The following is a 25,297-nucleotide window of genomic DNA, read 5'->3' as shown; positions in this document are numbered from 1 at the left end:
AAGATCAAAAGCCGATTCTTCAGACGTTCACGACGCCTGCCGTGTCGACCAAGGTCGACACCCACCAAAGCAGGATGTCGTTCCGACAGCTCGCGGGAAACCGTCGAAGGCGGGGCGGGTCCGGTGGCAGGGGCGTGAGCCGCATGGATGCGGCGACCGAGCTTACATGGACGTACTTGCAGCGTCCCCTGCCACCGGACCCACCCCGCCATCCCTCAGGAAACCAGCTTTTGCCGTTGACGTGGCTTTGGTCTCGGCGGGTGCAGGGCTGCAAGCCCTGCGGAAACCATCACCCCGCCGGGGTGCCGGCACCGTGCAGATAATCCAGGCTCACCTGCAGCAGCGCGCGGAACCCGACATCCAGCGCCTTCTCATCCAGCAGGAACTTCGGCGAATGGTTCGCCGGCGCCGTTGCCGGATCGATGCCCGCGCTGGTGGAGCCGACGAAGAAGAACATGCCCGGCACTTCCTTGGCGTACAGCGAGAAATCTTCCGCACCCATCTGCAGCGGTGGCTCGTATACGTTGTCCTTGCCCACCACCGCCTGCAGGCTCGGCAGCATCTTCGCGGTCAGTGCCGGGTTGTTCACCGTGGCCGGGTTGCCATCGGCTTCGTAGATCTCGGTCACCGCCTTGGCACCATGCGCGGCGGCGGTGTGCTCGGCCACGTTGCGCAGGTCGGCGAAGATCTGCTGGCGCATGCCTTCGTCGAAGGTGCGGATGGTGCCGACCATCTCCACTTCATCGGGAATGATGTTGTAGCGGATGCCGCCGTTGATCGCGCCGAAGGTCAGCACTGCCGGCTGCTTGGACAGGTTGGCGCGGCGGCTGACGATGGTCTGCGCGGTGCCCACCAGGTCGGCGGTGGCGACGATCGGATCAACCCCGTTCCACGGCGCCGAGCCATGCGTCTGGCGGCCGATCACCTTGATCCCGAACCGGTCCGAGGCCGCCATCAACGGGCCACCGCGCACCGCGATCTGACCCACCTGCACGCTGGAGAACACATGCAGGCCGAACACCGCTTCCGGCTTGAAATCGGCGAACAGGCCTTCCTTCAGCATGAGTGCCGCACCACCCTCTTCCGGCGGCGGTGCGCCCTCCTCGGCCGGCTGGAAGATCAGCATCACCTGGCCCGGCAGGTCCTTCTTCATCGACACCAGTGCTTCGGCCACGCCGAGCAGGGTCGCGGTGTGGGCGTCATGGCCACAGGCATGCATCACGCCCACGGTCTGCCCGCGGTACTGGTCAGTGGCCTTGGAGGCGAACGGCAGGCCGGTCTGCTCGGTCACCGGCAGCGCGTCCATGTCGGCGCGCAGGGCGATCTTCGGCCCCGGCTTGCCGCCCTCGATGATCGCCACCACGCCGTGGTGGGCGATGCCGGTCTTCGGCTTCAGGCCCATCGCACGCAGGCGCTTGGCGACCTCGGCCGAGGTGCGCGCCTCGCGGTTGGACAACTCCGGATGCTGGTGGAAATCGCGGCGCCATTCGACCACCTTGGCCTGCAGCCGCTGCGCGGCGGCGGTCACTTCCGGGCGCTGCCCGTCCTGGGCGTGGGCAAGGGCCGGCAGGGCCAGCAGCAGGGCGGACAGCAGCAGCGAACGGCGCATCGCAATCTCCACAGCAGAAGGGTTCCAGCTGAATGTAGGGCAACACCGCCGCCACGGGAACCTCCGGCGCTCGATCCGGTCTTAGCGCCCGTCCCATCCGTCATGCAGGAAACGTGATGTGGCACAGGTATGCTTTGCGCATTGCCCCGGCGTCCCGCCTGGTCCAGCCCTCTCGGAGTCCTCGTAATGTCACGTGTTTGGAAGATCGTGCTGCTGGTCGTGGCAGTGCTGGTGCTGGCCGTGGTCGGCCTGCGCGTCATGGGCGGGGGCAAGGACAAGGCCGGTGGTGCAGCTGCGGGGGCGCGCCAGGGCGGCGAGGATCCGAATGCCGGTCCAGTACCGGTGACCGTGGTGGAGGCCACGCGCCAGGACGTGCCGGTGTATGCCAGCGCGCTGGGCACGGTGACTGCGATGAACACCGTTACCGTCAGCCCGCAGGTCGGCGGCCAGCTGATGAGCCTGAATTTCCGCGAAGGCCAGGAAGTGAAGCAGGGTGACGTGCTGGCGGTGATCGATCCGCGCACGGCCCAGGCCAGCTATGACCAGGCCGCCGCAGCCAAGCGCCAGAACGAAGCCCTGTTGGCCACTGCGCGCTCCAACTTCCAGCGCTCGAACGCGCCTGAGTATCGCCAGTACGTCGCCAAGACCGATCTGGATACACAGCGTAACCAAGTGGCACAGTACGAAAGCGCCGTGGCCGCCAACGAGGCCAGCATGCGTTCGGCGCAGGTGCAGCTGCAGTACACCAAGGTCACCGCACCGATCTCCGGCATCGCCGGCATCCGCGCGGTCGACGCGGGCAACGTGGTCAACGCCGGCACCGCGCTGGTCACGCTGACCCAGATCCATCCGATCCACGTGCTGTTCAACCTGCCCGAGCGCCAGCTCGGCGACGTGCGCCAGGCGCAGGCCGCCGGCACGGTGCCGGTGGCCGCGCTGGACCGTGCCGATTCGCATGTGTTGTCCGGCGACGGCAAGCTCGACGTGGTCGACAACCTGATCAGTGCCGACAGCGGCACGTTCAAGGCGCGCGCGATTTTCGACAACACCGACAACGGCCTGTGGCCGGGCCAGTTCGTCAACGTGCGCATGCAGCTGCGCACGATCGCCGGTGGTGTGGTCATCCCCACCCAGGCGGTGCTGCGTGGCCCGGATGGCGAGTACGTCTACATCGTGCAGGGCGACAACACGGTAAAGATGCAGACCGTGCGTAGCGGCGTGGAAGTGGGCGACAGCCAGGTGCAGATCGCCGAAGGCCTGAAGGGCGGCGAGCGGGTGGTCAGTGAAGGCCAGTTCCGCCTGAAGCCGGGCAGCAAGGTCACCGCGTTGAAGCCGGGCGAGACCCCGGCCGCACCGACCGAGGCCGAACTGAAGGCGGCCGAGCAGAAGAACGCAGGCGGCGGTGGCCGCCGCGGTGGTGGCCCGCGCTGAGCGCAGGCCACTGATCTCCCTCGCGCCGGCATACCCGCCGGCGCCGACATTGAAGTGCCAGCAAGGATCAGTCCGTGGGCTTTTCGACGATCTTCATCCGCCGCCCGATCGCTACCTCGCTGTTGATGGCGGGCCTGTTGCTGCTGGGCATCCTCGGTTACCGCAAGCTGCCGGTGTCGGCGCTGCCGGAAATCGATGCGCCCAGCCTGGTGGTCACCACCCAGTACCCTGGCGCCAACGCCACCACCATGGCCTCGCTGGTCACCACCCCGCTGGAGCGCCAGTTCGGGCAGATTTCCGGGTTGGAGCTGATGACCTCCGACTCGTCGGCCGGGTTGTCGACGATCATCCTGCAGTTCTCGATGGACCGCGACATCGACATCGCCGCGCAGGACGTGCAGGCGGCGATCCGCCAGGCCACCCTGCCCTCGTCGCTTCCCTACCAGCCGGTCTACAACCGGGTGAATCCGGCCGACGCGGCCATCGTCACCCTGAAGCTGACCTCCGACACGCGCCCGCTGCGCGACGTCAACAACTACGCCGACTCGATCCTGGCCCAGCGCCTGTCGCAGGTGCAGGGCGTGGGACTGGTGTCGATCGCCGGCAACGTGCGCCCTGCCGTGCGCATCCAGGTCAATCCGGCGCAGCTGTCGAACATGGGCCTGACCCTGGAGCAGCTGCGCAGCGCACTGACCCAGGCCAACGTCAATGCGCCCAAGGGCTCGTTGAACGGCAAGACGCAGTCCTACAGCATCGGCACCAACGACCAGCTGGCCAGCGCCGCCGAGTACCGCGACACCATCATCAGCTACAAGAACGGCCGCCCGGTGCGGCTGTCGGACGTGGCCGAGGTGATCGATGGCGTGGAGAACGACCAGCTGGCCGCCTGGGCCGATGGAAAGCCGGCGGTGCTGCTGGAAGTCCGGCGCCAGCCTGGTGCCAACATCGTGCAGACCGTCGAGCGCATCCGCGCGATCCTGCCGCAGCTGCAGGGCGTGCTGCCGGCCGACGTGCACCTGGAGATCTTCAACGACCGTACCGAGACCATCCGCGCCTCGGTGCATGAAGTGCAGTTCACCCTGATCCTCACCATCGGCCTGGTGGTGGCGGTGATCTTCGTGTTCCTGCGCCGGTTGTGGGCCACGATCATCCCGTCGGTGGCGGTGCCGTTGTCGCTGGCAGGCACCTTCGCGGTGATGGCCTTCGCCGGCATGTCGCTGGACAACCTCTCGCTGATGGCGCTGGTGGTGGCCACCGGCTTCGTGGTCGACGATGCGATCGTGATGATCGAGAACATCGTGCGCTACATCGAGCAGGGCAAGAGTGGCAAGGAAGCGGCCGAGATCGGCGCGCGCCAGATCGGCTTCACCGTGCTGTCGCTGACCGTCTCGCTGGTGGCGGTGTTCCTGCCGCTGCTGCTGATGCCCGGCGTCACCGGACGCCTGTTCCACGAGTTCGCGTGGGTGCTGAGCATCGCGGTGGTGCTGTCGATGCTGATCTCGCTGACGCTCACCCCGATGATGTGTGCCTACCTGCTCAAGCCCGACGCCCTGCCCGAGGGCGAGGACGCGCATGAGCGCGCGGCAGCGGCCGGCAAGCAGAACCTGTGGACGCGCACCGTCGGCCTGTACGAGCACAGCCTGGACTGGGTGCTGGGCCACCAGCGCCTGACCCTGGCCGTGGCCGGCGGCGCGCTGGTGCTGACCGTGCTGCTGTATGTGCTGATTCCCAAGGGCCTGCTGCCCGAACAGGACACCGGCCTGATCACCGGCGTGGTGCAGGCCGACCAGAACATCGCCTTCCCGCAGATGGAACAGCGCACCAAGCAGGTCGCCGAAGCACTGCGGCACGATCCGGATGTGACCGGCGTGTCGGCATTCATCGGTGCCGGCAGCATGAACCCCACGCTCAACCAGGGCCAGCTGTCGATCGTGCTGAAGGAGCGCAGCCAGCGCGATGGCCTGGACGAGATCCTGCCGCGCCTGCAGAAGGCGGTGGCCGGCATTCCCGGCGTGGCGCTGTACCTGAAGCCGGTGCAGGACGTGACCCTGGATACCCGTGTGGCCGCTACCGAGTACCAGTACTCGCTGTCGGACGTCGATTCGGCAACGGTGGCGACCCAGGCCACGCGCCTGACCGAAGCGCTGCGCAAGCGCCCGGAACTGGCTGACGTGGACAACAACCTGTCCAACCAGGGCCGCGCCCTGGAGCTGAACATCGACCGCGACAAGGCCAGCGTGCTGGGCGTGCCGATGCAGACCATCGACGACACGCTCTACGATGCGTTCGGCCAGCGCCAGATCTCCACCATCTTCACCGAGCTCAACCAGTATCGCGTGGTGCTGGAAGTGGCGCCGGAGTTCCGCACCAGCACCGCGTTGATGGAGCAGCTGGCGGTGGCCTCCAATGGCGCCGGCGCGCTGACCGGCACCAACGCCACCAGCTTCGGCCAGGTCACCTCGTCCAACTCGTCGACCGCCACCGGCATCGGCGCGCAGAACACCGGCATCACCGTCGGCGCCGGCAACATCATCCCGCTGTCGGCGCTGGCCGAAGGCAAGGTGAGCAGCGCGCCACTGGTGGTCAGCCACCAGCAGCAGCTGCCGGCGGTGACGGTCTCGTTCAACGTGGCGCCGGGCTATTCGCTGTCCGAAGCGGTGCGTGCAATCCAGGAGACCAAGGACAGCCTGGACATGCCCACCCACCTGCATGCCGAGTTCATCGGCAAGGCCGCCGAGTTCACTGGCAGCCAGACGGACGTGGTGTGGCTGCTGCTGGCCTCGCTGGTGGTGATCTACATCGTGCTGGGCGTGCTGTACGAGAGCTACATCCACCCGATCACGATCATCTCCACGCTGCCGCCAGCCGGTGTCGGCGCGCTGCTGGCGCTGATGCTGTGCGGCCTGAGCCTGTCGGTGGATGGCATCGTCGGCATCGTGCTGCTGATCGGCATCGTCAAGAAGAACGGCATCATGATGGTGGACTTCGCGATCGAGGCCCGCCGCGCCGGTGCCAACGCGCACGAAGCAATCCGCCGTGCCTGCCTGCTGCGCTTCCGCCCGATCATGATGACCACCGCCGCGGCCATGCTGGGCGCGCTGCCGCTGGCCCTGGGCACCGGGATCGGCTCGGAGCTGCGCCGCCCGCTGGGCATCGCCATCGTCGGCGGCCTGCTGCTGTCGCAGCTGGTCACGCTGTACACCACGCCGGTGATCTACCTGTACATGGAACGCTTCTCCGAGTGGCTTGCCCGCCGCCGCGAGCAGCGTGCGTTGCGCGACGGTTCGCTGCAGGAGCCGCAGGCATGATCCACGCCCCGCTGCTGCAAGGGGCCGCACGATGAACCTGTCCGGCCCCTTCATCCGCCGCCCGATCGGCACCGCGCTGCTGGCCATCGGCCTGTTCATGGTCGGCCTGATCTGCTACCTGCGCCTGGGCGTATCGGCACTGCCGAACATCGAGATCCCGGTGATCTTCGTGCATGCCAGCCAGTCCGGCGCCGATGCGGCGACCATGGCCTCCACGGTTACCGCGCCGCTGGAACGCCATCTCGGCCAGCTGCCGGGCATCGACCGCATGCGCTCGTCGAGCTCGGAAGGCAGCTCGCTGGTGTTCATGATCTTCCAGAGCGGCCACAACATCGATTCGGCCGCGCTGGACGTACAGACCGCGATCAACTCGGCGCAAGCCGACCTGCCCTCGGGCATGGGCTCGCCGATGTACCAGAAGGCGAACCCGAACGACGACCCGGTCATCGCCATCGCGCTGACCTCGCAGACGCAGTCGGCCGACGAGCTGTACAACGTCGCCGATTCACTGCTGGCGCAGCGCATCCGCCAGATCAGCGGCGTTGCCTCGGTCGACATCGCCGGTGCCTCCACGCCAGCGGTGCGGGTGGACGTCAACCTGCGCCTGATGAACGCGCTGGGACTCACTGCTGACGACCTGCGCAACGCCGTGCGCGCGGCCAACGTGACCTCGCCCACCGGCTTCCTCAGCGATGGCAACACCACCACTGCGATCATCGCCAACGATTCGGTGGCGCGTGCGGCCGACTTCGCCGACCTGGTGGTCAAGACCCAGGGCGATGGCCGGGTGATCCGCCTGAAGGACATCGCCAATGTCTACGACGGCCAGCAGGATGCCTACCAGGCCGCATGGTTCGACCACAAACCGGCGGTGGTGATGTACGTGTTCACCCGTGCCGGCGCCAACATCGTGGAGACCGTGGACCGGGTCAAGGCGCAGATCCCGACCCTGCGCGACTACCTGCAGCCCGGCACCACGATGACGCCGTACTTCGACCGTACGCCGACCATTCGTTCGTCGCTGCATGAAGTGCAGATCACCCTGCTGATCAGCCTGGCGATGGTGGTGCTGACCATGGCGCTGTTCCTGCGCCGGCTGGCACCGACGCTGATCGCCGCAGTGACCGTGCCGCTGTCGCTGGCCGGTGCCGCGCTGGTGATGTACGTGATGGGCTTCACCCTGAACAACCTGAGCCTGCTGGCGCTGGTGATCGCGATCGGCTTCGTCGTGGACGATGCGATCGTGGTGATCGAGAACATCATGCGCCACCTCGATGAGGGCATGCCGCGCATGCAGGCGGCGCTGACCGGTGCGCGCGAGATCGGCTTCACCATTGTCTCGATCACCGCCTCGCTGGTCGCGGTGTTCATCCCGCTGCTGTTCGCCAGCGGCATGATGGGCGCGTTCTTCCGCGAGTTCACCGTCACCCTGGTGGCGGCCATCGTGGTCTCGATGATCGTTTCGCTGACGTTGACCCCGGCGCTGTGCAGCCGCTTCCTCAGCGCCCATGACCACAGCGCGCCGCCGTCGCGCTTCGGACGCTGGCTGGATGCCGGCCACGAGCGCATGCTGCGCATCTACACCGTGTTCCTGGACTTCTCGCTGCGCCACGCGCTGCTGCTGTCGCTGACGCCGCTGATCCTGATCGGCGTCACCATCTTCCTGTTCGGGGCGGTGAAGAAGGGCGCGTTCCCGCCGCAGGACACCGGCCTGATCTGGGGCCGCGCCAATTCCAGCGCCACCGTCTCCTTCGAGGACATGGTCGCCCGCCAGCGTCGCATCACCGACATGCTGATGGCCGACCCGGCAGTGAAAACCGTGGGTGTGCGCCTCGGCAGCGGCCGTCAGGGCTCCAGTGCACAGTTCAACATCGAGCTGAAGTCACGCAGCGACGGTCGCCGCGAAACCACCGCACATGCGTTGGCGCGACTCAGTGCCAAGGCCGATCGCTACCCCGACCTGCAGCTGCGCCTGCGCGCGATCCAGGACCTGCCCAGCAACGATGGCGGCGGTTCCAGCCAGGGCGCGCAGTACCGCATTTCCCTGCAGGGCAACGACCTGGCTGCTTTGCAGGAATGGCTGCCCAAGCTGCAGGCGGAACTGAAGAAGAACCCGAAGCTGCGTGACGTCGGCACCGACGTGGACAATGCCGGACTGCGCCAGAACATCCAGATCGACCGCGCCAAGGCCGCGCGCCTGGGCATCACTGTCGGCGCCATCGACGGCGCGCTGTACGGTGCGTTCGGCCAGCGCCAGATCTCCACCATCTATTCGGACATCAACCAGTACAGCGTGGTGGTCAACGCCCTGCCCTCGCAGACCGCCACCCCGGCGGCGCTGGATGAGGTGTACGTGCGTGCGCGCAACGGCGACATGGTGCCGATCACCGCGGTGGCCACACAGATGCCCGGCCTGGCCCCCTCGCAGATCACCCACGAGAACCAGTACACGACGATGGACCTCAGCTACAACCTGGCTCCGAACGTGAGCATGGGTGAGGCCAAGGCGATCATCGATGCCACCGTCGCCGGCATGCGCATGCCTGGCGACATCCGCCTGGCCGACGATGCGGGCTTCGGCTTCAATTCAGATCCCAGCGACATGCTGATCCTGGTGTTTGCCGCGATCCTGACCGTCTACCTGGTGCTGGGCATGCTCTACGAGAGCCTGATCCACCCGGTCACCATCCTGTCCACGCTGCCGGCGGCGGGCGTCGGTGCGCTGCTGGCGTTGTTCGGCACCAACACCGAACTGTCGGTGATCTCGATGATCGCGCTGGTTCTGCTGATCGGCATCGTCAAGAAGAACGCGATCATGATGATCGACTTCGCCCTGGTGGCGCAGCGCGAGCATGGGCTGGCGCCGCGCGATGCCGCACGCGAGGCCAGCATCGTGCGCTTCCGCCCGATCATGATGACCACGATGGTCGCGATCCTGGCGGCGGTGCCGCTGGCGATCGGTCTGGGTGAAGGGTCCGAGCTGCGCCGCCCGTTGGGCATCGCGATGATCGGCGGCCTGCTGTTCTCGCAGAGCCTGACCCTTCTCAGCACGCCGGCGCTGTACGTGATCTTCTCGTGCCTGGCCGAGCGTTGGCGCGCACGCCGCGCACGCAGGCGCGAAGCGAAGCTGCTCAAGCGCGCGCAGCGGGCGTAGAAGGGCCCATCCACGCGCGGCGTGGATCTATGGGTAGAGCCGGCCGCTGGCCGGCTTTCTCCGTACCGCAAATCTGCCGGCCAGCGGCCGGCACTACCACTACCGTGGGTGCGGACCGTTGGTCCGCACTCCATATTTCACCCCGCACCCGCAATAATGGTCGGAGACCCTTCCGCCGAGCCTGCATGTCCGCCCGACAATCCCGCCTCAGCCGCCTGTGGGCCCACGAGAAGGCCAGTTACGGCCTGCGGGTGTTCATCGCCCTGACCGCGGCGCTGGCGGTGTGCTGGCAGCTGGATGCCCTGACCGCCTTGCCCGGCGTGTTCCTCGGCATCATCGCCAGTGCCATCGCCGAAACCGATGACAACTGGTGGGGCCGGACCAAGGCGGTGGCGCTGTCGCTGCTGTGCTTCTGCATTGCCGCAGCATCGGTCATCTGGCTGTTCCCGTGGCCGTGGATCTTCATCGGCGCGCTGGCGCTGTCCACCTTCGGCCTGACCCTGCTCGGCGCGCTCGGCGAGCGCTATGCGTCCATTGCCCAGGCCACGGTGACGCTGGCGATCTACACCATGATCGGCCTGGAACAGCACGGTGCCAGCGACCTGCACAGTGCGCTGGAAGCGGTCAGCCACCTGCTGGCCGGTGCGGTCTGGTACGGCCTGCTGTCGATCCTGTGGACCGCGCTGTTCGCCAACCGGCCGGTCCGCGAGCGGGTGGCGCGACTGTACGTTGAGCTGGGCCGCTACCTGCAGCTGAAGGCCGCGCTGTTCGAGCCGGTGCGCGAAGCCGACCTGCAACGTCGCCAGCTCGACCTGGCCGAACAGAACCGCCGCGTGGTCGGCGCGCTGAACGAGGCCAAGACCGCGATCCTGGCCCGCTTCGGCCGCTCCGGCCGACCCGGCGTGAACTCCGGCCTTTACCTGCGCCTGTACTACATGGCGCAGGATTTCCACGAGCGCGCCAGTTCCTCGCATTACCCGTACGGCGCGCTGGTGGACGCGTTCTTCCACAGCGACGTGCTGTACCGCTGCCAGCGCCTGCTTGACCTGCAGGGACAGGCCTGTGCCCGCCTGGGCGAGGCAATCCGGCTGCGCCGTCCGTTCGTGTACGGAGAAGGCAACCAGCAGGCCGGGCGCGACCTGGCCGATGCGCTGGCCTACCTGCGCGACCAGCAGCGGCCGCAATGGCAGCGCCTGCTGGGCTCGCTGGACCTGCTGGTGCACAACCTGCGCAGCATCGAACGGCGCCTGCTGGATGCCGAGCGCTCCGAAGCCAGCCTGGACAACGTCGATACCCGCCTGCGCGACAGCAACCCACACACCCTGCGCGAGATGGGCGTGCGCATCCGCCAGCAGCTTACGCCCGGCTCGGTGCTGTTCCGGCATGGGCTGCGCATGGCGCTGGCGCTGATTGCCGGCTTTGCAGCGATCCGCCTGTTCAATGCGCAGAACGGTTCGTGGGTACTGCTGACCATCGTGTTCGTGTGCCGGCCCAACTTCGGCGCCACCCGCCAACGCCTGGCCCAGCGCATCGTCGGTACCCTGGCCGGACTGGTGCTGACCTGGGCGCTGCTGCAGCTGTTCCCGCAGCTGCACGTGCAGCTGCTGATAGCCTTGCTCTCTGCACTTCTGTTCTTCTTCACCCGCACCGACCGCTACCTGGTGGCGTCGGCGGCGATCACGGTGATGGCACTGACCTGCTTCAACCTGATCGGCGACGGCTTCGTGCTGATCGTGCCGCGCATGGTCGATACGGTGCTGGGTTGCGCGATCGCAGCGGCGGCCGCGTTCCTGGTCCTGCCCGACTGGCAGGGCCGGCAGCTGCATCTCGTCCTGGCACGCGTGCTGGACACTGCGGCTCGCTACCTGGATTCGGTGCTGGGCCAGTACCGCAGCGGCATGCGCGACGACCTGGCCTACCGCATCGCGCGGCGCGACATGCACAATGCCGATGCCGCGCTGTCCACCGCACTGTCGAACATGCTGCGTGAGCCCGGCCATGTGCGCCGCAATCTGGATGCCGGCTTCCGCTTCCTGGCGCTGTCCAACACACTGCTGGGACACCTGTCGGCGCTGGGCGCGCATCGCGACCAGGTGGACAGCTATGCGGGCGACCCGCTGGCATTGGCGGCCGGCGAGCGCGTGCGCAAGGCACTGCAGCAACTGGCCTCGGCGCTGACCGCACGGCAACCGGTCGCCGACGATGACAACGACGCCGACCGCGCGGTGGCCGCCGAGCTGGAGCAGATCGACGAGGCGATGCCGCCGAAACTGCAGCTGATCCGCACGCAGATGGCGCTGGTACTGCGGATGCTGCCGAAGGTGCGGGCAGCGGCCAATGAAGCGGTGACCAGCCTGACCTGACTCCTCATCGCTGATCGGAGATCCCACCCACGCGTGGCATGGGTCAATTGCGCCGTGTGCAACGGCGCGTTGCGCCTGGCGCTGCGGTTCGATCACGCGGCCGCGCGGATACTGGGCAATCCCCCCGCTCCGGACTATCGCCATGAAAATCGAGCTCAGTGGCCGCACCGCGCTGGTCACCGCCTCCACCGCCGGCATCGGCCGGGCCATCGCCCAAGGACTGGCCAGCGCTGGTGCGCGAGTCATTCTCAATGGCCGCAGCACCGACAGCGTCGAGCGCGCCCGCCGGCACCTGCTCGCCACCGTGCCGGGAGCCGACGTGGTCGGCGTCGCCGCCGATCTCTCTGATGCAGCCGGTGTCGAAACACTGTTGGCCGGCCTGCCCAAGGTCGACATCCTGGTCAACAACGCCGGCATCTTCGGCCCACAGGACTTCTTCGAGACCGATGACGCGACCTGGGAGCGCTACTGGCAGACCAACGTGATGTCCGGCGTGCGCCTGTCGCGTGCGCTGCTACCGGCAATGGTCGATGCCGGCTGGGGCCGCGTGCTGTTCATTTCCTCCGAATCAGCGCGCAACATTCCCGCCGACATGATCCATTACGGGGTCAGCAAGACCGCGCAGCTGTCGTTGTCGCGCGGCCTGGCCAAGCGCGTGGCCGGCAGTGGCGTCACCGTCAACGCGGTGCTGCCCGGCCCGACCCTCTCCGACGGTTTTGCGGCGATGTTCGAGGATGAACGCCAGCGCAGCGGCAAGCCGCTGGAGCAGATCGGCCGTGAGTTCGTGATGGCGCACCGGCCGTCCTCGGTGATCCAGCGCACCGCCACGGTCGAGGAAGTGGCCAACATGGTGGTGTACCTGGCCTCGCCGCAGGCCTCGGCAACCTCGGGTGCGGCGCTGCGCGTGGATGGCGGCGTGGTCGACGATATCGTCTGAGAGTGCTGGCAGGTGTGCGGACCAACGGTCCGCACCCACAGGTCCGCATCCACAGCGGAGGGGAAGGAATGCTAGGCTGCGCCGGTCAAGGAGGTTCCATGTCCGGTCACAACCAGTTCGCCCTGCTGCGCCAGCGCCGTTTCCTGCCGTTCTTCGTGGTCCAGGCGCTCGGTGCGTTCAACGACAACGTGTACCGGCAGGCGATCATCAGCATGTTGCTGTTCATGGCTGTGCCGGAGGAAGAACTGGGGTTGTACGCCACCCTGGCACCGGCCATCTTCATCCTGCCATATTTCCTGTTCTCGGCGCTGGCCGGGCAGATCGCCGACAAACTGGAAAAATCGCGACTGATCGTGATCACCACCACCATGGAGATCGTGATCATGTCGCTGGCGGCCACCGGCTTCCTCACCCAGAGCCTGCCGGTGCTGCTGGTCGCGCTGTTCTGCACCGGCATGCAGTCCACCCTGTTCGGCCCGGTGAAGTACTCAGTGCTGCCGTCGGTGCTCAGGCCAGAAGAGCTGACCGGCGGCAACGGCCTGGTCGAGATGGGCACCTCGATGTCGATCCTCTCCGGCATGATCGTCGGCGGCCTGGTGTTCACCGTGGCTGGCAGTCACGGCACGGTGGTGGCCGCGTGCGCGATCATCGCCCTGGCGATCTGCGGCAACATCGCCGCGCGCCTGATTCCCAAGGTCGATGCCGGCGACCCGAATCTGAAGATCAACTGGAACCCGTTGCCGGAATCGCTGGCGGTGCTGCGCATGGCGCGCCAGCAGAAAGCCGTACGCAACTCGATCCTGGGCGTGTCCTGGTTCTGGTTCGTCGGCACCGTGCTGACCTCGCAGTTGCCGGCCTATGCGGTGACCAACCTGGGCGGCCAGCCGACCCTGTACATCTTCGCGCTGGCCCTGTTCTCGGTGGGCACCGGCGTCGGCTCGCTGCTGTGCGAGAAGCTGTCAGCACGTACGGTGGAAATCGGCCTGGTACCGCTGGGCGCGTTCGGCATGACCGCGTTCCTGCTCGACCTGTACTTCGCCCGCAGCGGCGAAGCGACAGTGCACGGGCTGACCATCGGGCCGTTCCTGCAGCAGCCCGGCAGCATCCGCATCGTCATCGACCTGATCGGCATCGGCCTGTTCACCGGCATCTTCGTGGTGCCGCTGTTCGCACTGATCCAGAGCCGCACGCCGAAGGCGCAGATGTCGCGCGTGTTCGCCGCACTGAACATCCAGAACTCGGGCTTCATCGTCGCTGCGGCGCTGCTGTCGCTGGCCGCCCACAAGCTGCTGCACTGGACCATTCCGCAGCAGTTCCTGGCGCTGGCCATCGCCAACGCGCTGGTGGCGATCTACATCTTCACCATCGTCCCCGAATTCCTGATGCGCTTCCTCAGCTGGCTGATGGTGCGCACCCTGTACCGGCTGCGCCCGCACGGCATCGAGGCCAACGTGCCCGACGAAGGCGCCGCACTGCTGGTCTGCAACCACGTCAGCTACATGGACGCGCTGATCCTGTCGGCGACCATCCCGCGCCCGGTGCGCTTCGTCATGTACTACAAGATCTTCAACATCCCGGTGATGCGCTGGATCTTCCGGACCGCCAAGGCGATCCCGATTGCCGGGGCGCGCGAAGACCCGGCGCTGATGCAGCGTGCGTTCGATGAGATCGACGCGGCGCTGGCCGAAGGCGAACTGGTCTGCATCTTCCCCGAGGGCGCGCTGACCCGCGACGGGCAGATGGCGCCGTTCAAGTCCGGCGTCGAGAAGATCCTCGAGCGGCGGCCGGTGCCGGTGGTGCCGATGGCGCTGCGCGGCATGTGGTCGAGCATGTGGAGCCGCCGCGACAGCCGCCTTGGCCGCATGCGGGTGCCGCGTCGTTTCCGCGCCACGGTCGAGGTGGTGGCGGCACCGGCCGTGGATGGCCACGCCACCAGCGCCCCGGTGCTGGAGGCCCAGGTGCGGGCCCTGCGTGGTGATCACGCCTGATCGACCGCACGGACACGGGTAGACCGTCCCAGCGACAAGCCCCCATCCTCGCCCTCCGATGCATCGCAGAGGTCCGTCAGATGCGTCAGATCAAGGGCCATACCGGCCAGTATCTGACTGTAACCGCATACATGCAGCGCGGGTTGAGGTAGATTACGCACCCACAGGGGGGAGGTTCGGCCGTTTCATCATGGCCGGCCACCAAGGAATGGAGTCTCGCTTTGAATCAACCGCCACCGCTCAGCCGTCCGGTCTACATCCCCAACCATCTGGTCTGGGCGATCCTGACGACGCTGTTCTGCTGCCTGCCGTTGGGCGTGGTGTCGATCGTCTATGCCTCCCAGGTCGATGGCCGCCGCGCCGCCGGCGACCTGCCGGGGGCCTACAGTGCGTCGCGCAAGGCGGGCTGGTGGGCGGTGGCTTCGGCCGTGGCCCTGCCGGTCCTGTTGCTGTTGTGGTTCGGGCTGTTCGGCGGCTTGGCCGTACTGGGCGCTCTTTCCGACCAATGATTCACCACCACCACCCATCAAGGAGCTTGAACCCATGAACACCGCCACTCCGCAGGTCCCGAACAATCTGGTCTGGGCCATCCTGAGCACCCTGTTCTGCTGCCTGCCGGCCGGCATCGTGTCGATCGTCTACGCCGCGCAGGTCAACGGCAAGCTGGCCGCTGGCGACATCGCCGGTGCCCAGGACTCCGCCGCCAAGGCCAAGAAGTGGGCGATCTGGTCGGCCATCGCCGCCGTCGTGGTCGGCGTGCTGTACGGCATCCTGATCGTCGCTGTCGGCGGCATGGGTGCAATGAACAACAGCGGCTACTGATCCGCGTGGACGGATCCGGCGCCTGCGCCGGATCCGTTGCTGCAATGTCCGCACTTCCCGCCCGCTCCCGATTCGCCCGCTGGGCACCGCTGCTGGCCGCCACCGGCCTGGCCGCCGGTGCTGCGGTGGTGCTGCGCAACGTCAATCCATATGTCGCCGGCAATCCTTTGCCGAGCTGCCCGCTGTACGCGCTGACCGGCCTGTACTGCCCGGGCTGTGGCAGCACCCGCTGCCTGTATTCACTGGTCCATTTCGACCTGCCCGGCGCGATGGCGATGAACCCGCTGCTGGTCATCAGCCTGCCGTTCCTGCTGCTGATGCTGCTGAACGTCGCCGGCATCCGTCCGCGCGTGCTCGACCCGCTGATGCGGGTACTGGCCAATCCCACGTTCTGGCTCTGGGTGCTGCCCGGGTATGCGCTGCTGCGCAACCTGCCGTGGGCACCGTTCACCGCACTGGCACCGATCTAGGTTTTCCAGCCAACGGCGCAGCCCCTCGCGGTGGGCGACGTTTGAAGGCAAAAGCCCTGGGGTTGGCCGGACGGGATGGGTTTGCGGGGGACGCCGTGAATCCGTCCGTGGAGGCTTGGCCGCGGCATCCATGCCGCGGACACCCCCGCAAACCCATCCCGCCCGGCCACGGACAGTTTCCGTGTGCGTCCACCACGGAAAAGAAAGAGAAGATCAAAAACAGAAGCGGATCGCTTCGCTCTGTATCCACGCATGGCGTGGATCGACCGTGTCGACCAAGGTCGACACCCACCGGCAGTCGCGGTTGACCCACCGTCACCGGGAAACTGTCGGGGGTGGGGCGGTGTGGGGCAGCAGGACCGTTGGCGCCATGGATGGCGCCATCGAGCCCCCAGGGACGGGTTTACGGCGTGTCCTGCAGCCCCACACCGCCCCGCCCAACCCTCAGCAATCCAGAGCCGCTTTGGCTCTGGCATTGGCTTTGGCCTCTGCAGGTGCAGGGCTGCAAGCCCTGCAACAGCAACTACGTCACCCAGCCTGCAATCACCAGCAGGGCGAGGACCGCCAGCCACAGCAGCAGCATCCGCCACACCAGGCTCATCGCATCACGCAGGTCCGGCAACCGCTGCCACACCGGCAGCAACCCTGCCTCGGTGTAATCGTGCGCATCCTCACGCAGCTCGGCGTTGACGCTGGCCCGCGCCACCGCGCCAAGGAACCCGATGTTGCCGGCCAGGCGTTCGCCATGGGCCTGGCGCCAGGCCTTCCACGCCGTATCGAAATTGCCCACCAGCGCCATCGAGAAGGCCATCAGCTGCGCCACCGGCCACTCGATCCAGCCCAGCAGGCGCTGCGCCAGCGCCAGCGGCTCCACCGGCACGCGTGCGCGCATCGGGCTCTCCGCCATCAGCGCCAGCAGCCGGTAACCGAGCGCGCCAGCCGGGCCCAGCAACAGGAACCAGAACAGCACCGCGAACCAGCGCCGCAGTGCGTTGAGCACCGTCGCCTCGACCAGTGACGGAATGTCCTCGCGCAGGCTGCCGCCGGCCGACTGCAGGTTGCGCACTGCAGCCTGCCGCGTCGCCGCATCATCGGCATCGATAATGGCCTCGATATCGCGGTCCAGGTCACGCGGGCCCCAGCACCAGGCCAGCACCGCTACGCCCAGCAGCAGCGACGGCAGGCCGAACAGCACCCCGCGCAGCAGCCACGCCAGCAGCACCATCAGCAACAGCGGCGGCAGCAGTGCCAAGGCAACGCCGGCCGGTCCCTGCCAGGCCTTGCCACCACGCGCATCCAGCCAGCCCAGCCAACGCCGGAAACCGTCGAAACGGCGCAGCGAGGCAGCAGCGGCCGGAGCAACATGGCCCAGGGCCAGTGCCACCAGCACGGCGGCCAGAGTGGTGAACATGGCAGGTCTCCCTACAAAACAGAACGCTCGGCGCCGCTACCTTACCTGTCGCAGCGGCGCCCTCCGCGATGACCCGCACTGTAACCCGGGCCGTGTTCAGGTGGCGGCAATGCAATCGCCCCAGCCGGCCCGGCTCAGCCCTCCTGCTGCCGGTACCAATGCTCGATCAGGCCGCGCGAAATCGAGATCGGCGGCGACAGGCGGATACCCTGGCCATCGTCCTCCACGTCGCGCGCCAGTGCCGCGCCGACCTCGTCGGCACTGAACCAGCGCGCGTCTTCCAGCTCACCGTCCACGGTCGGCAGGTCATCCTGCGCCTGTGCGCGGAAGCCAACCATCAGCGCACCCGGGAATGGCCAGGGCTGCGAACCGAGGTACTGGCAGGCCGTCACCCGCACCTTGCTCTCTTCATGGACTTCGCGCACCACGGTCTGCTCGAAGGTCTCGCCGGGTTCGACGAAGCCGGCCAGCACCGAGTAGCGACGCGGGGCCCAGTTCGACTGCCGGCCCAGCAGCAGCCGGCCCTGGTTTTCCACGGCGACGATCACCGCCGGGTCGACACGCGGGTAGTGTTCGGTGGAACACTGCCCGCAGCGGCCGACGAAGCCACCACGGGCAAACGCCACGGCGCCGCCGCACACGCCGCAGAAGCGGGTGCGCGAGTGCCAGTACGACATGCCGCGGGCATAGCTGAAGGCGGTCGCATCGGCCATCGACCACAGCAGCGCGGCCTGGCGCAGATCAAGCCGGCGTGGTGCGCTGATGGTGACGTTGGTGGCTTCAACCGAGAACCACGCCTGCTCTCCGCGCAGGCCGAGGAAGATCGCGGCACCCGGGCCGCCGCCGATGTCGGCGCCGGTCAGCGCCAGTGGCTGATCGTCATCGCCGGTGAAGGCGCTGCCGTCCTGATCGAGCACGAGAATGCGCGCGCCCGGCCACAGGCGCGCCAGTGCATCGGCATCTTCGCGCAGGGCATCGGCGCGCTCCAGCGGTTCACCCACGAAGGCGAAACCGGAAAGCGGCGAAGGAGTATTGGGCATTCTGCAAGCGTGCCGCCAATCGATGCGGGTGGCAAGGTCGGCGCTGTGCGCAATCTGCCGTTGTGGATGCAGGAAGGATCATCCACGCATGGCGTGGATCTACCCGCTCTGGCAGGTGCCAACCCTGGTTGGCACATTCCGGCCACAGGCCTTTTACATGCTGAAGCTGCTGCCGCAGCCGCAGGTGGTCTTTGCGTTCGGGTTGCGGATCACGAACTGGGCACCGGTCAGGCTCTCGGTGTAGTCCACCTCGGCGCCCATCAGGTACTGCAGGCTCAGCGGGTCGACCAGCAGGGTCACCCCGCTGGTCTGTACCGCCAGGTCATCCTCGGCACGGTTCTCGTCGAACTCGAACCCGTACTGGAAGCCCGAACAGCCGCCGCCCTCGATGTACACACGCAGGGCCAGGTCGGGGTTGCCCTCTTCCTGGATCAGGGATTTGACCTTGGCGGCCGCCGACTCGGTGAAGTTCAGCGGGCGCTCCAGCGATTGGTAATCGGGCGCGGCAAGCGGGGTGGCGCCGGGCAGGGAGACTAGCGTGCTCATGGTGCCAGCATGGGGGTGCCGGGGATGGCTTTCAAGCCATCGCCTCGGCCAGCTTGCGGCGTGCGGCGGTGTCGCCCTTGCCGCCATTGGCCTCATCGCCTTCCGGCGCCGGCAGGGCCGCCATCGGGGCGCTGGCATGGATCAGGCGGCCGTTCAGCTGGGCGCCCGCATTCATCTCCACCACCTGGTAATGGACGTTGCCATTGACCCGTGCGCTGGGGGTCAGCTCGACCTTCTCGGTGGCGTGTACATCGCCATCCAGACGGCCGCTGATGACCACCACCTGGGCCCGGATCTCACCCTCGATCACGCCATGCTCGGCGACCGTCAGGGTCGCGCCGCTGGCGCCTTCTGTGGCGATCACCTTGCCGTGGATGCGACCTTCCACATACAGGCCACCACTGAATTCCACATCACCGCGGATCACCACCTGGTTGCCGATCAGGGCATCCACCACCAGCTGGCCTTCACGGTTGGATTTGCTGCTTCCGAACATCTGCCTACTCCCCTTTGCTGGCCGGCGCGCCGGCCTGTTTCCAGTCGAATACCTGGGTGGTACCCCCCGTACCACTCCCCAATGTCACCCGCACGCGTTGCGGGGTGAAGTCAGCCGGCAGCATCACGCTGCCGGTGAGCTGCTGGAAGTACCGGAACGAGTAATCCTGTCCCGGCACCTTGCTGCGCTGGTGCAGATCATCCCAGCTGATCGTGGCCAGCTTGCCGTTCTTCACGCCTTCCACGGTGAAGCGCATCTGCCCCTGGCTGATGGCGCCGCGGTTGAGGTTCTGGGTCAGCACGGCGGTGTACTGCCAGGTGCCGGCCGCTTCCGGGCTGAACTCGATCGAATGGGTGTTCAGGCCCTTGCGCTGGCTGGTCGAACCCACCAGGCGCTCATAGAAGGCAACGTCGGCGCGCAGGCCGGCGATTTCCTCATCGCGCTCGGCCAGCGAGGACTGCACCTCGGTATTGGCGGCGCGGCTGATGCGGTCGGAGGCTTCCAGCGTGGCCTGCTTCTGGCGCAGCTCGGTCAGCTGCGCCTGCAGCGTCTCGGCGCGCTTCTCGGCAGCCTGCAGGCGCTGGCCCTGGGCATCGCGTGGCGTGGCCATCCAGCAGCCACCCAGCACCGCCAGCACCAGGCTGAGCAGCCAGATGCCGCCGATCACCAGCAGGCGGCGACGGTCGGCCGGCGGTTGCGGCGCGCCGGGCAGGCGTACCTGCACGCGCATGGGAGGACGGTTGGTCATGGGTGGTTTCCGGGGTATCGCGAGGGCGACACCGGTACGGCCCCTGTGGCAAACGACGGGCTAGTGTATGACAGGACGGGTGGGTTTCCTGCGCCGTGGCCGGCCACGGTCTGTGGCGTTCAGGCATGCCATCGTCGATAGTGTGGTCCCCTGCACAGTTCCGTCGCCGGAGCATCGCCATGACCGAAGCCCACCTGTTCGTGATCGGCATCCTGCTGGCCTGGCTGGCCGGCATCCGCGTCTACCTCACCGTGTTCGGCGTCGGCCTTGCCGGCCTGCTCGGCTGGGTCGACCTGCCGCCCGCCCTGCAGGCCACCGAATCCTGGTGGGTGCTGGGCACGTCGGCGGCGCTGGCCATCGCCGAGTTCTTCGCCGACAAGATTCCCGGCGTGGACTCGGTCTGGGACCTGGTGCAGACGCTCGCACGCGTGCCGGCCGGCGCGTTCCTCGCAGCGGCTACCCTGTCGCCGGACGGTCAGCTCGGCGCCGGCGCACTCGCCGCCGGTGCCGGCGTCGCCCTCGCCAGCCACGGCCTGAAGGCCGGTACCCGCGCGCTGCTCAATACCTCGCCGGAACCGGCCAGCAACTGGGTCGCCTCCGCCGCCGAGGACACCGTGGTAGTCGGTGGCCTGGCGCTGGCCCTGGCACACCCGTGGATCGCGCTGATCGTGGTGCTGGCCTGCAGCCTGGCCGGCGCGCTGCTGGTGTGGCTGGTCTGGCGCGCGCTGTGGAAGGGCGTGCGCTGGCTGGCGCGCGGTGCATCGGCAGCACCGCCGGGGCACAGCAGTACCGGTTGAGCACCGGGCTTGTCGCATAATGGACGCGAACACCAGGAGCACCGATGGCCGCAAACGAATCCCCCGCGGGCGCCCGCCCGGGACGCGCTGAAATCCCTCCGGCCGATCATTGGCAGCGCTGGGCACCCGAGGCGGCAGGCCCCGCTGTGGCCGCACCGACGGCTGCGACCCCGCCGCCCATCGCGACCGATGCCCCGGCGCCGGTCAACAGCGCACCGCCGCCGCTGCCCGGCCCGATCGCACTGGCCGAAGCCGGCAACAACGATCTGGCCCCGCCGCCCTCGGACTCGCCCTACCGCGTGCTGATCGTTGAAGACGATCGCGCCCAGGCGCTGTTCGCGCAGAGCGTGCTGCACGGCGCCGGCATGCAGGCGATCGTGCACAGCGATGCCGATGCCGCGCTGCAGGCGATCAAGGAGCACCGCCCCGACCTGATCCTGATGGATCTGCACCTGCCCGGGCTGGACGGCATGCGCCTGACCGCGCTGATCCGCCAGCAGCCCGGCCTGCAGCTGCTGCCGATCGTGTTCCTCAGCGGCGATCCGGATCCAGAGCGCCAGTTCGAAGTGCTCGACAGCGGCGCCGACGACTACCTGAGCAAGCCGATCCGGCCGCGCCACTTGATCGCAGCGGTGGCCAACCGCATCCGCCGCGCGCGTGCCCAGGCCGCGACCCTGCCGGGCGCCACCGGCGCACCGGCCACCAGCAATCCGGAAACCGGCCTGCCGACGCGCCACCATGTGCTGCAGCAGCTCAACACCGCACTCGCCCACCGCGACCGGGGCGGCGTGTTCTTCATCGAAGTGGCCAGTGCGCTGGGCCTGCGCGAACGCTATGGCTATGCCGCGTTTGAACGGCTGATGGTGCAGGCCGGGCAGCGCCTGGCCGAAGCCGGCCATCCGCACCTGCTGGCGCGGCTGAACGACAACAGCTTCCTGCTGCTGGCCCGCAACGCCGACGAGGACGCCCTCGAAGGCATCGCCGCGAGCCTGCGCGAGCAGCTGTCGGCCCGCGCCTTCGTGATCCGCGACGACGAATCCGTGCATCTGCGCGGCGTGGTCGGCTATGCGCCGCTGTCGCCGGGCTTCGAGGATGCCAGCAGTGCGCTGGAAGCGGTTGAGCGCACCACCCTGCAGGCACGCCTGCTCAGCGCCGGCGTGGCGGGCCATGTGCATCGCCAGGCGGTCACCGAACAGGAACACCTGGCGCTGCTGGAGGGCCAGCTGGAACTGGCCTACCAGCCGATCGTCGCCGTGGCAGGCGGCAACACCGCGCAATACCAGTTGCTGCTGCGCCTGCGCCAGGCCGATGGCACGGTGCTGGCGGCCGGCCAGGTGATCCCCGCCGCGGAAGCCGCCGGGCGCATCGCCGACCTCGACCAGCAGGTGATGGACCACGCACTGGGCCTGCTGGATCTGTACCGGCACGCAACGCAGCCGCTGAGCCTGTTCGTCTCGCAGTCGCTGCGCACCCTGCAGCGCGATGCCTTCGCCGACTGGCTGCTGGAATCACTGCAGCAGCGTGACCTGCCCGGCAGTGCGCTGGTGATCGACGTGCGCCTGCCCGACGCACTGATCCACACCGTGCCGCTGCAGCAGTTCTGCCAGCGCATGGCCAGCGCGGGGGTGCGCTTCTGCCTGAGCCAGTTCGAACCCAGCGGCGAGGCCGATGCACTGCTGACCCAGCTGCCGCTGTCGTTCGTGCGCATGGCTGCGCGCTTCTCCAGCAGCCACTCCAATCCGGCCACGCGCGAGGAACTGCGCAAGACGATCGAACAGGCCCATGCCGCCGGACTGCAGATCATCGGCCAGCAGATCGAGGATCCGCAGGCTGCAGCGGCGATGTGGGTAGGCGGCGTCGACTACATCCAGGGCAACATGGTGCAGTCGGCCGGCAGCGACCTGAACTTCGACTTCCACAACGCGGTGCTCTGACGTGCCGCTGTGGGGCGTGCTGCTGGTTGCCCTTGCTGCGGCCGCCATCGCGCTGCTGCTGTTGGGCCTGCGCCTGCGCGCGCGCAACCATGCGCTGGCCCAGCTGCAGCGCACGCACAGTGCGCTGGCCGCCGAACGCGACCAGCTTCGCCATACCACCGAACGCCAGGGCCAGCTGGAACAACAGCTGCTGCAGGCCAAGCAGGCCGCCGAGGCGGCCGTGCTGGCCAAGGGCGAGTTCCTGGCCACGATGAGCCACGAGATCCGCACCCCGCTCAACGGCATCCTGCCGATGCTGGAGCTGATCGCACGCGGGCCGCTGGGCGAAGACCAGCGGCAGATGCTGGCCACCGCCTCGGCCAGTTCGCAACAGCTGCTGCGCATCGTCGACGACATCCTCGACTACTCCCGGCTGGAAGCGCAGGCGCTGGAACTGGAGATCACCAGCTTCAACCTGCGCGACCTGCTCGATGGCGTGGTACAGCTGATGCAGCGGGCCGCCGACGCCAAGGGCCTGGCCCTGGGCCTGCAACTGGATCCATCGGTGCGCCTGCCGGTGCGCGGCGACCCGGTGCGCCTGCGCCAGGTGCTGAGCAACCTGCTGGCCAACGCCATCAAGTTCACCGCCCGCGGCCAGGTGCAGCTGCGCGTGCTGCGCCTGGGTGAAAGTGCCGCGCAGCACCAGCTGCGCTTCGAGATCATCGATACCGGCATCGGCATCGACGACGCGCTGCAGGCACGCCTGTTCCAGTCCTTCAGCCAGGCCGACGCATCCACCACCCGCATCTATGGCGGCACCGGCCTGGGCCTGGCCATCTGCAAGCGCATCATCGACCTGATGCACGGGCACATCGGCGTGCACTCCACGCCGGGCCAGGGCGCAACCTTCTGGTTCGAGATCCCGCTGCTGAAGGTCGCTGGCGACCTGCCGGCGATGGCGCGCGCACCGGCACCGCTGCTGCTGTTCAGTGCCGATGCAACGCTGCAGGCACGTATCGAGCGCATCGCCGCCCACCATGGGCTGCAGGTGCAGGTGCTGGCACAGCTGGATGCCGTGGTCGAGCGCCTGCGCGCTCCCGCGCGGCCCGGACAACCGGCACCGGCATGGCTGCTGGTCGATGCCCGCGCACGCCGCAACGGTGAGGCCACGCTGCAGCTGGCGCTGAGTGAACGTGGTGACGACGATGTGCTGCAGGTGCTGTGGCTGCAGGAGGGCGCACTTCCACAACGCCAGCGCCAGCGCCAGCTGCCCCCGCACTTCGACGATGCGGCCCTGCATGCACTGCTGGCTGCACCGGTCGCCCCCGCCCGCCCCGCTGCGCTGCTGGCCGGCGCGGACAACGAGCAACCGGCTGCCACGCTGCCGCCGTTGCATCTGCGTGTGCTGCTGGTGGAGGACAATACGGTCAACCGGATGGTCGCCGAACAACTGCTGCGCGTGTTCCAGTGCGAAGTGCGCAACGCCGCCGATGGCGAGCAGGCGCTGGCCGCCCTCCGCGAAGGCGGCGTGGACATCGTGTTGATGGATTGCCAGATGCCGGTGCTGGACGGCTACGCCGCCACGCGCCGCTGGCGCGCCGAAGAAGTGGAGACCGGGCGCGCCCGCCTGCCGATCATCGCCATGACCGCCAACGCCATGGCCGGTGACCGCGAGCGCTGCCTGCAGGCGGGCATGGACGATTACCTGTCCAAGCCGATCGCGCGCGCCACGCTGCATGCGCTGCTGCTGCGTTGGGGTGGCGGCAAAGCTGCATCACCTGGACAATTTTCTGTGGAGCCGTCTGTAGAGCCGAGCCATGCTCGGCTGACGGCCAGTGGCACTCCCACTCCATCAGCCGAGCATGGCTCGGCTTTACAGGAGACGACAAGCCAAGCCGCGCCGAAACCGGTGATCGACCGCGACGTACTGGATGAACTGCACACCGTGATCGGCGACGCTGCCACCCAGATCGTCATGGTCTTTCTTGAAGATGCGCCGGTGATGGTGCAGCAGTTGCAGCTGGCCGCGCAGAACGGCGATGAGCTGCGCTTGCAGGCCACAGCGCACAGCCTGAAGTCATCGAGTGCAAACGTCGGCGCATTGTCGCTGTCGGCGATCGCGCAGCGGATCGAGCACGAAGCCCGTAGTGGCAGCCTGCAGCGCCCCGCGGTGGCGGTGGCGCTGCTGGTTGCGGAATTCGCCCGGGCGCGTGTTGCACTGACGGGCTACCTGGCACAGCACCGCGCCGGCCAGGGCGGCTGAC

18 protein-coding genes are annotated in these 25,297 nt (G+C 67.7%); 12 read left to right on the top strand and 6 right to left on the bottom strand.

All coding sequences use genetic code 11. The annotated features are described in order from the left end of the window. Positions 1-289: 289 nt before the first annotated feature. Entirely contained in the window at positions 290-1,609 is a 1,320-nt protein-coding gene (locus AC5P98_RS07395) for a M20 family metallopeptidase (protein ID WP_032957881.1), read from the bottom strand. 186 nt (positions 1,610-1,795) lie between these two features. On the opposite strand from AC5P98_RS07395, the gene AC5P98_RS07390 reads away from it, so the two are divergent. The 9 genes from AC5P98_RS07390 (at position 1,796) to AC5P98_RS07350 (ending at position 16,082) form a co-directional block, all read left to right on the top strand. After that, complete coding sequence (locus AC5P98_RS07390; protein WP_014648647.1) at positions 1,796-3,040, top strand: efflux RND transporter periplasmic adaptor subunit; 1,245 nt, start codon at positions 1,796-1,798, stop codon at positions 3,038-3,040. Positions 3,041-3,114: 74 nt separating this feature from the next. Next, a complete protein-coding gene (locus AC5P98_RS07385; protein WP_032957879.1) occupies positions 3,115-6,348 on the top strand; it encodes an efflux RND transporter permease subunit in 3,234 nt (1,077 codons plus the stop codon). A 31-nt stretch (positions 6,349-6,379) separates the two neighbouring features. Continuing rightward, positions 6,380-9,502: an efflux RND transporter permease subunit gene (locus AC5P98_RS07380; protein ID WP_049403847.1), complete on the top strand. Its 3,123-nt coding sequence runs from the start codon at positions 6,380-6,382 to the stop codon at positions 9,500-9,502. Between the two features lie 185 nt (positions 9,503-9,687). Further along, complete coding sequence (gene yccS / locus AC5P98_RS07375; protein WP_014648650.1) at positions 9,688-11,865, top strand: YccS family putative transporter; 2,178 nt, start codon at positions 9,688-9,690, stop codon at positions 11,863-11,865. A 142-nt stretch (positions 11,866-12,007) separates the two neighbouring features. Then, positions 12,008-12,802, top strand: coding sequence for an SDR family NAD(P)-dependent oxidoreductase (locus tag AC5P98_RS07370; RefSeq protein ID WP_049403844.1), 795 nt, complete (start codon positions 12,008-12,010; stop codon positions 12,800-12,802). Between the two features lie 98 nt (positions 12,803-12,900). After that, positions 12,901-14,790 carry an MFS transporter gene (locus AC5P98_RS07365; protein ID WP_049403842.1) on the top strand — a complete coding sequence of 630 codons (1,890 nt, stop codon included), beginning with the start codon at positions 12,901-12,903 and terminating at the stop codon, positions 14,788-14,790. A gap of 221 nt (positions 14,791-15,011) precedes the next feature. Then, entirely contained in the window at positions 15,012-15,299 is a 288-nt protein-coding gene (locus AC5P98_RS07360; RefSeq protein WP_005419784.1) for a CD225/dispanin family protein, read from the top strand. Between the two features lie 34 nt (positions 15,300-15,333). Beyond that, complete coding sequence (locus AC5P98_RS07355) at positions 15,334-15,612, top strand: CD225/dispanin family protein (RefSeq protein ID WP_014648653.1); 279 nt, start codon at positions 15,334-15,336, stop codon at positions 15,610-15,612. Positions 15,613-15,656: 44 nt separating this feature from the next. Then, a complete protein-coding gene (locus AC5P98_RS07350; protein ID WP_014038725.1) occupies positions 15,657-16,082 on the top strand; it encodes a DUF2752 domain-containing protein in 426 nt (141 codons plus the stop codon). A 523-nt stretch (positions 16,083-16,605) separates the two neighbouring features. Here AC5P98_RS07350 and ampE read toward each other — a convergent pair. From ampE to AC5P98_RS07325, 5 genes are all read right to left on the bottom strand, one after another. After that, positions 16,606-17,493, bottom strand: coding sequence for a regulatory signaling modulator protein AmpE (gene ampE, locus AC5P98_RS07345; RefSeq protein ID WP_014648654.1), 888 nt, complete (start codon positions 17,491-17,493; stop codon positions 16,606-16,608). 134 nt (positions 17,494-17,627) lie between these two features. After that, entirely contained in the window at positions 17,628-18,533 is a 906-nt protein-coding gene (gene nudC / locus AC5P98_RS07340) for an NAD(+) diphosphatase (RefSeq protein WP_049407841.1), read from the bottom strand. Between the two features lie 153 nt (positions 18,534-18,686). After that, positions 18,687-19,079 carry an iron-sulfur cluster insertion protein ErpA gene (erpA, locus tag AC5P98_RS07335; RefSeq protein WP_046432858.1) on the bottom strand — a complete coding sequence of 131 codons (393 nt, stop codon included), beginning with the start codon at positions 19,077-19,079 and terminating at the stop codon, positions 18,687-18,689. A gap of 31 nt (positions 19,080-19,110) precedes the next feature. Continuing rightward, positions 19,111-19,575: a bactofilin family protein gene (locus tag AC5P98_RS07330; RefSeq protein ID WP_032956754.1), complete on the bottom strand. Its 465-nt coding sequence runs from the start codon at positions 19,573-19,575 to the stop codon at positions 19,111-19,113. 4 nt (positions 19,576-19,579) lie between these two features. Continuing rightward, on the bottom strand, positions 19,580-20,323 hold the full coding sequence (locus AC5P98_RS07325) for a DUF6776 family protein (RefSeq protein WP_005411304.1): 744 nt from the start codon (positions 20,321-20,323) through the stop codon (positions 19,580-19,582). 179 nt (positions 20,324-20,502) lie between these two features. Here AC5P98_RS07325 and AC5P98_RS07320 point away from each other — a divergent pair, with 179 nt between their 5' ends. From AC5P98_RS07320 to AC5P98_RS07310, 3 genes are read left to right on the top strand one after another with little or no spacing between them, the layout of a single operon-like run. Then, a complete protein-coding gene (locus AC5P98_RS07320) occupies positions 20,503-21,120 on the top strand; it encodes a DUF4126 domain-containing protein (RefSeq protein WP_049407839.1) in 618 nt (205 codons plus the stop codon). A 44-nt stretch (positions 21,121-21,164) separates the two neighbouring features. Next, positions 21,165-23,054, top strand: a complete 1,890-nt coding sequence (locus AC5P98_RS07315; protein ID WP_049407837.1) for an EAL domain-containing protein — start codon at positions 21,165-21,167, stop codon at positions 23,052-23,054. 1 nt (position 23,055) lies between these two features. Beyond that, positions 23,056-25,296, top strand: a complete 2,241-nt coding sequence (locus AC5P98_RS07310) for an ATP-binding protein (protein WP_049407835.1) — start codon at positions 23,056-23,058, stop codon at positions 25,294-25,296. Position 25,297: the final 1 nt, after the last annotated feature.

Source organism: Stenotrophomonas sp. YJH_SMC_135 (genome assembly GCF_059372355.1).
This window is presented reverse-complemented; position numbering and strand designations above follow the sequence as displayed.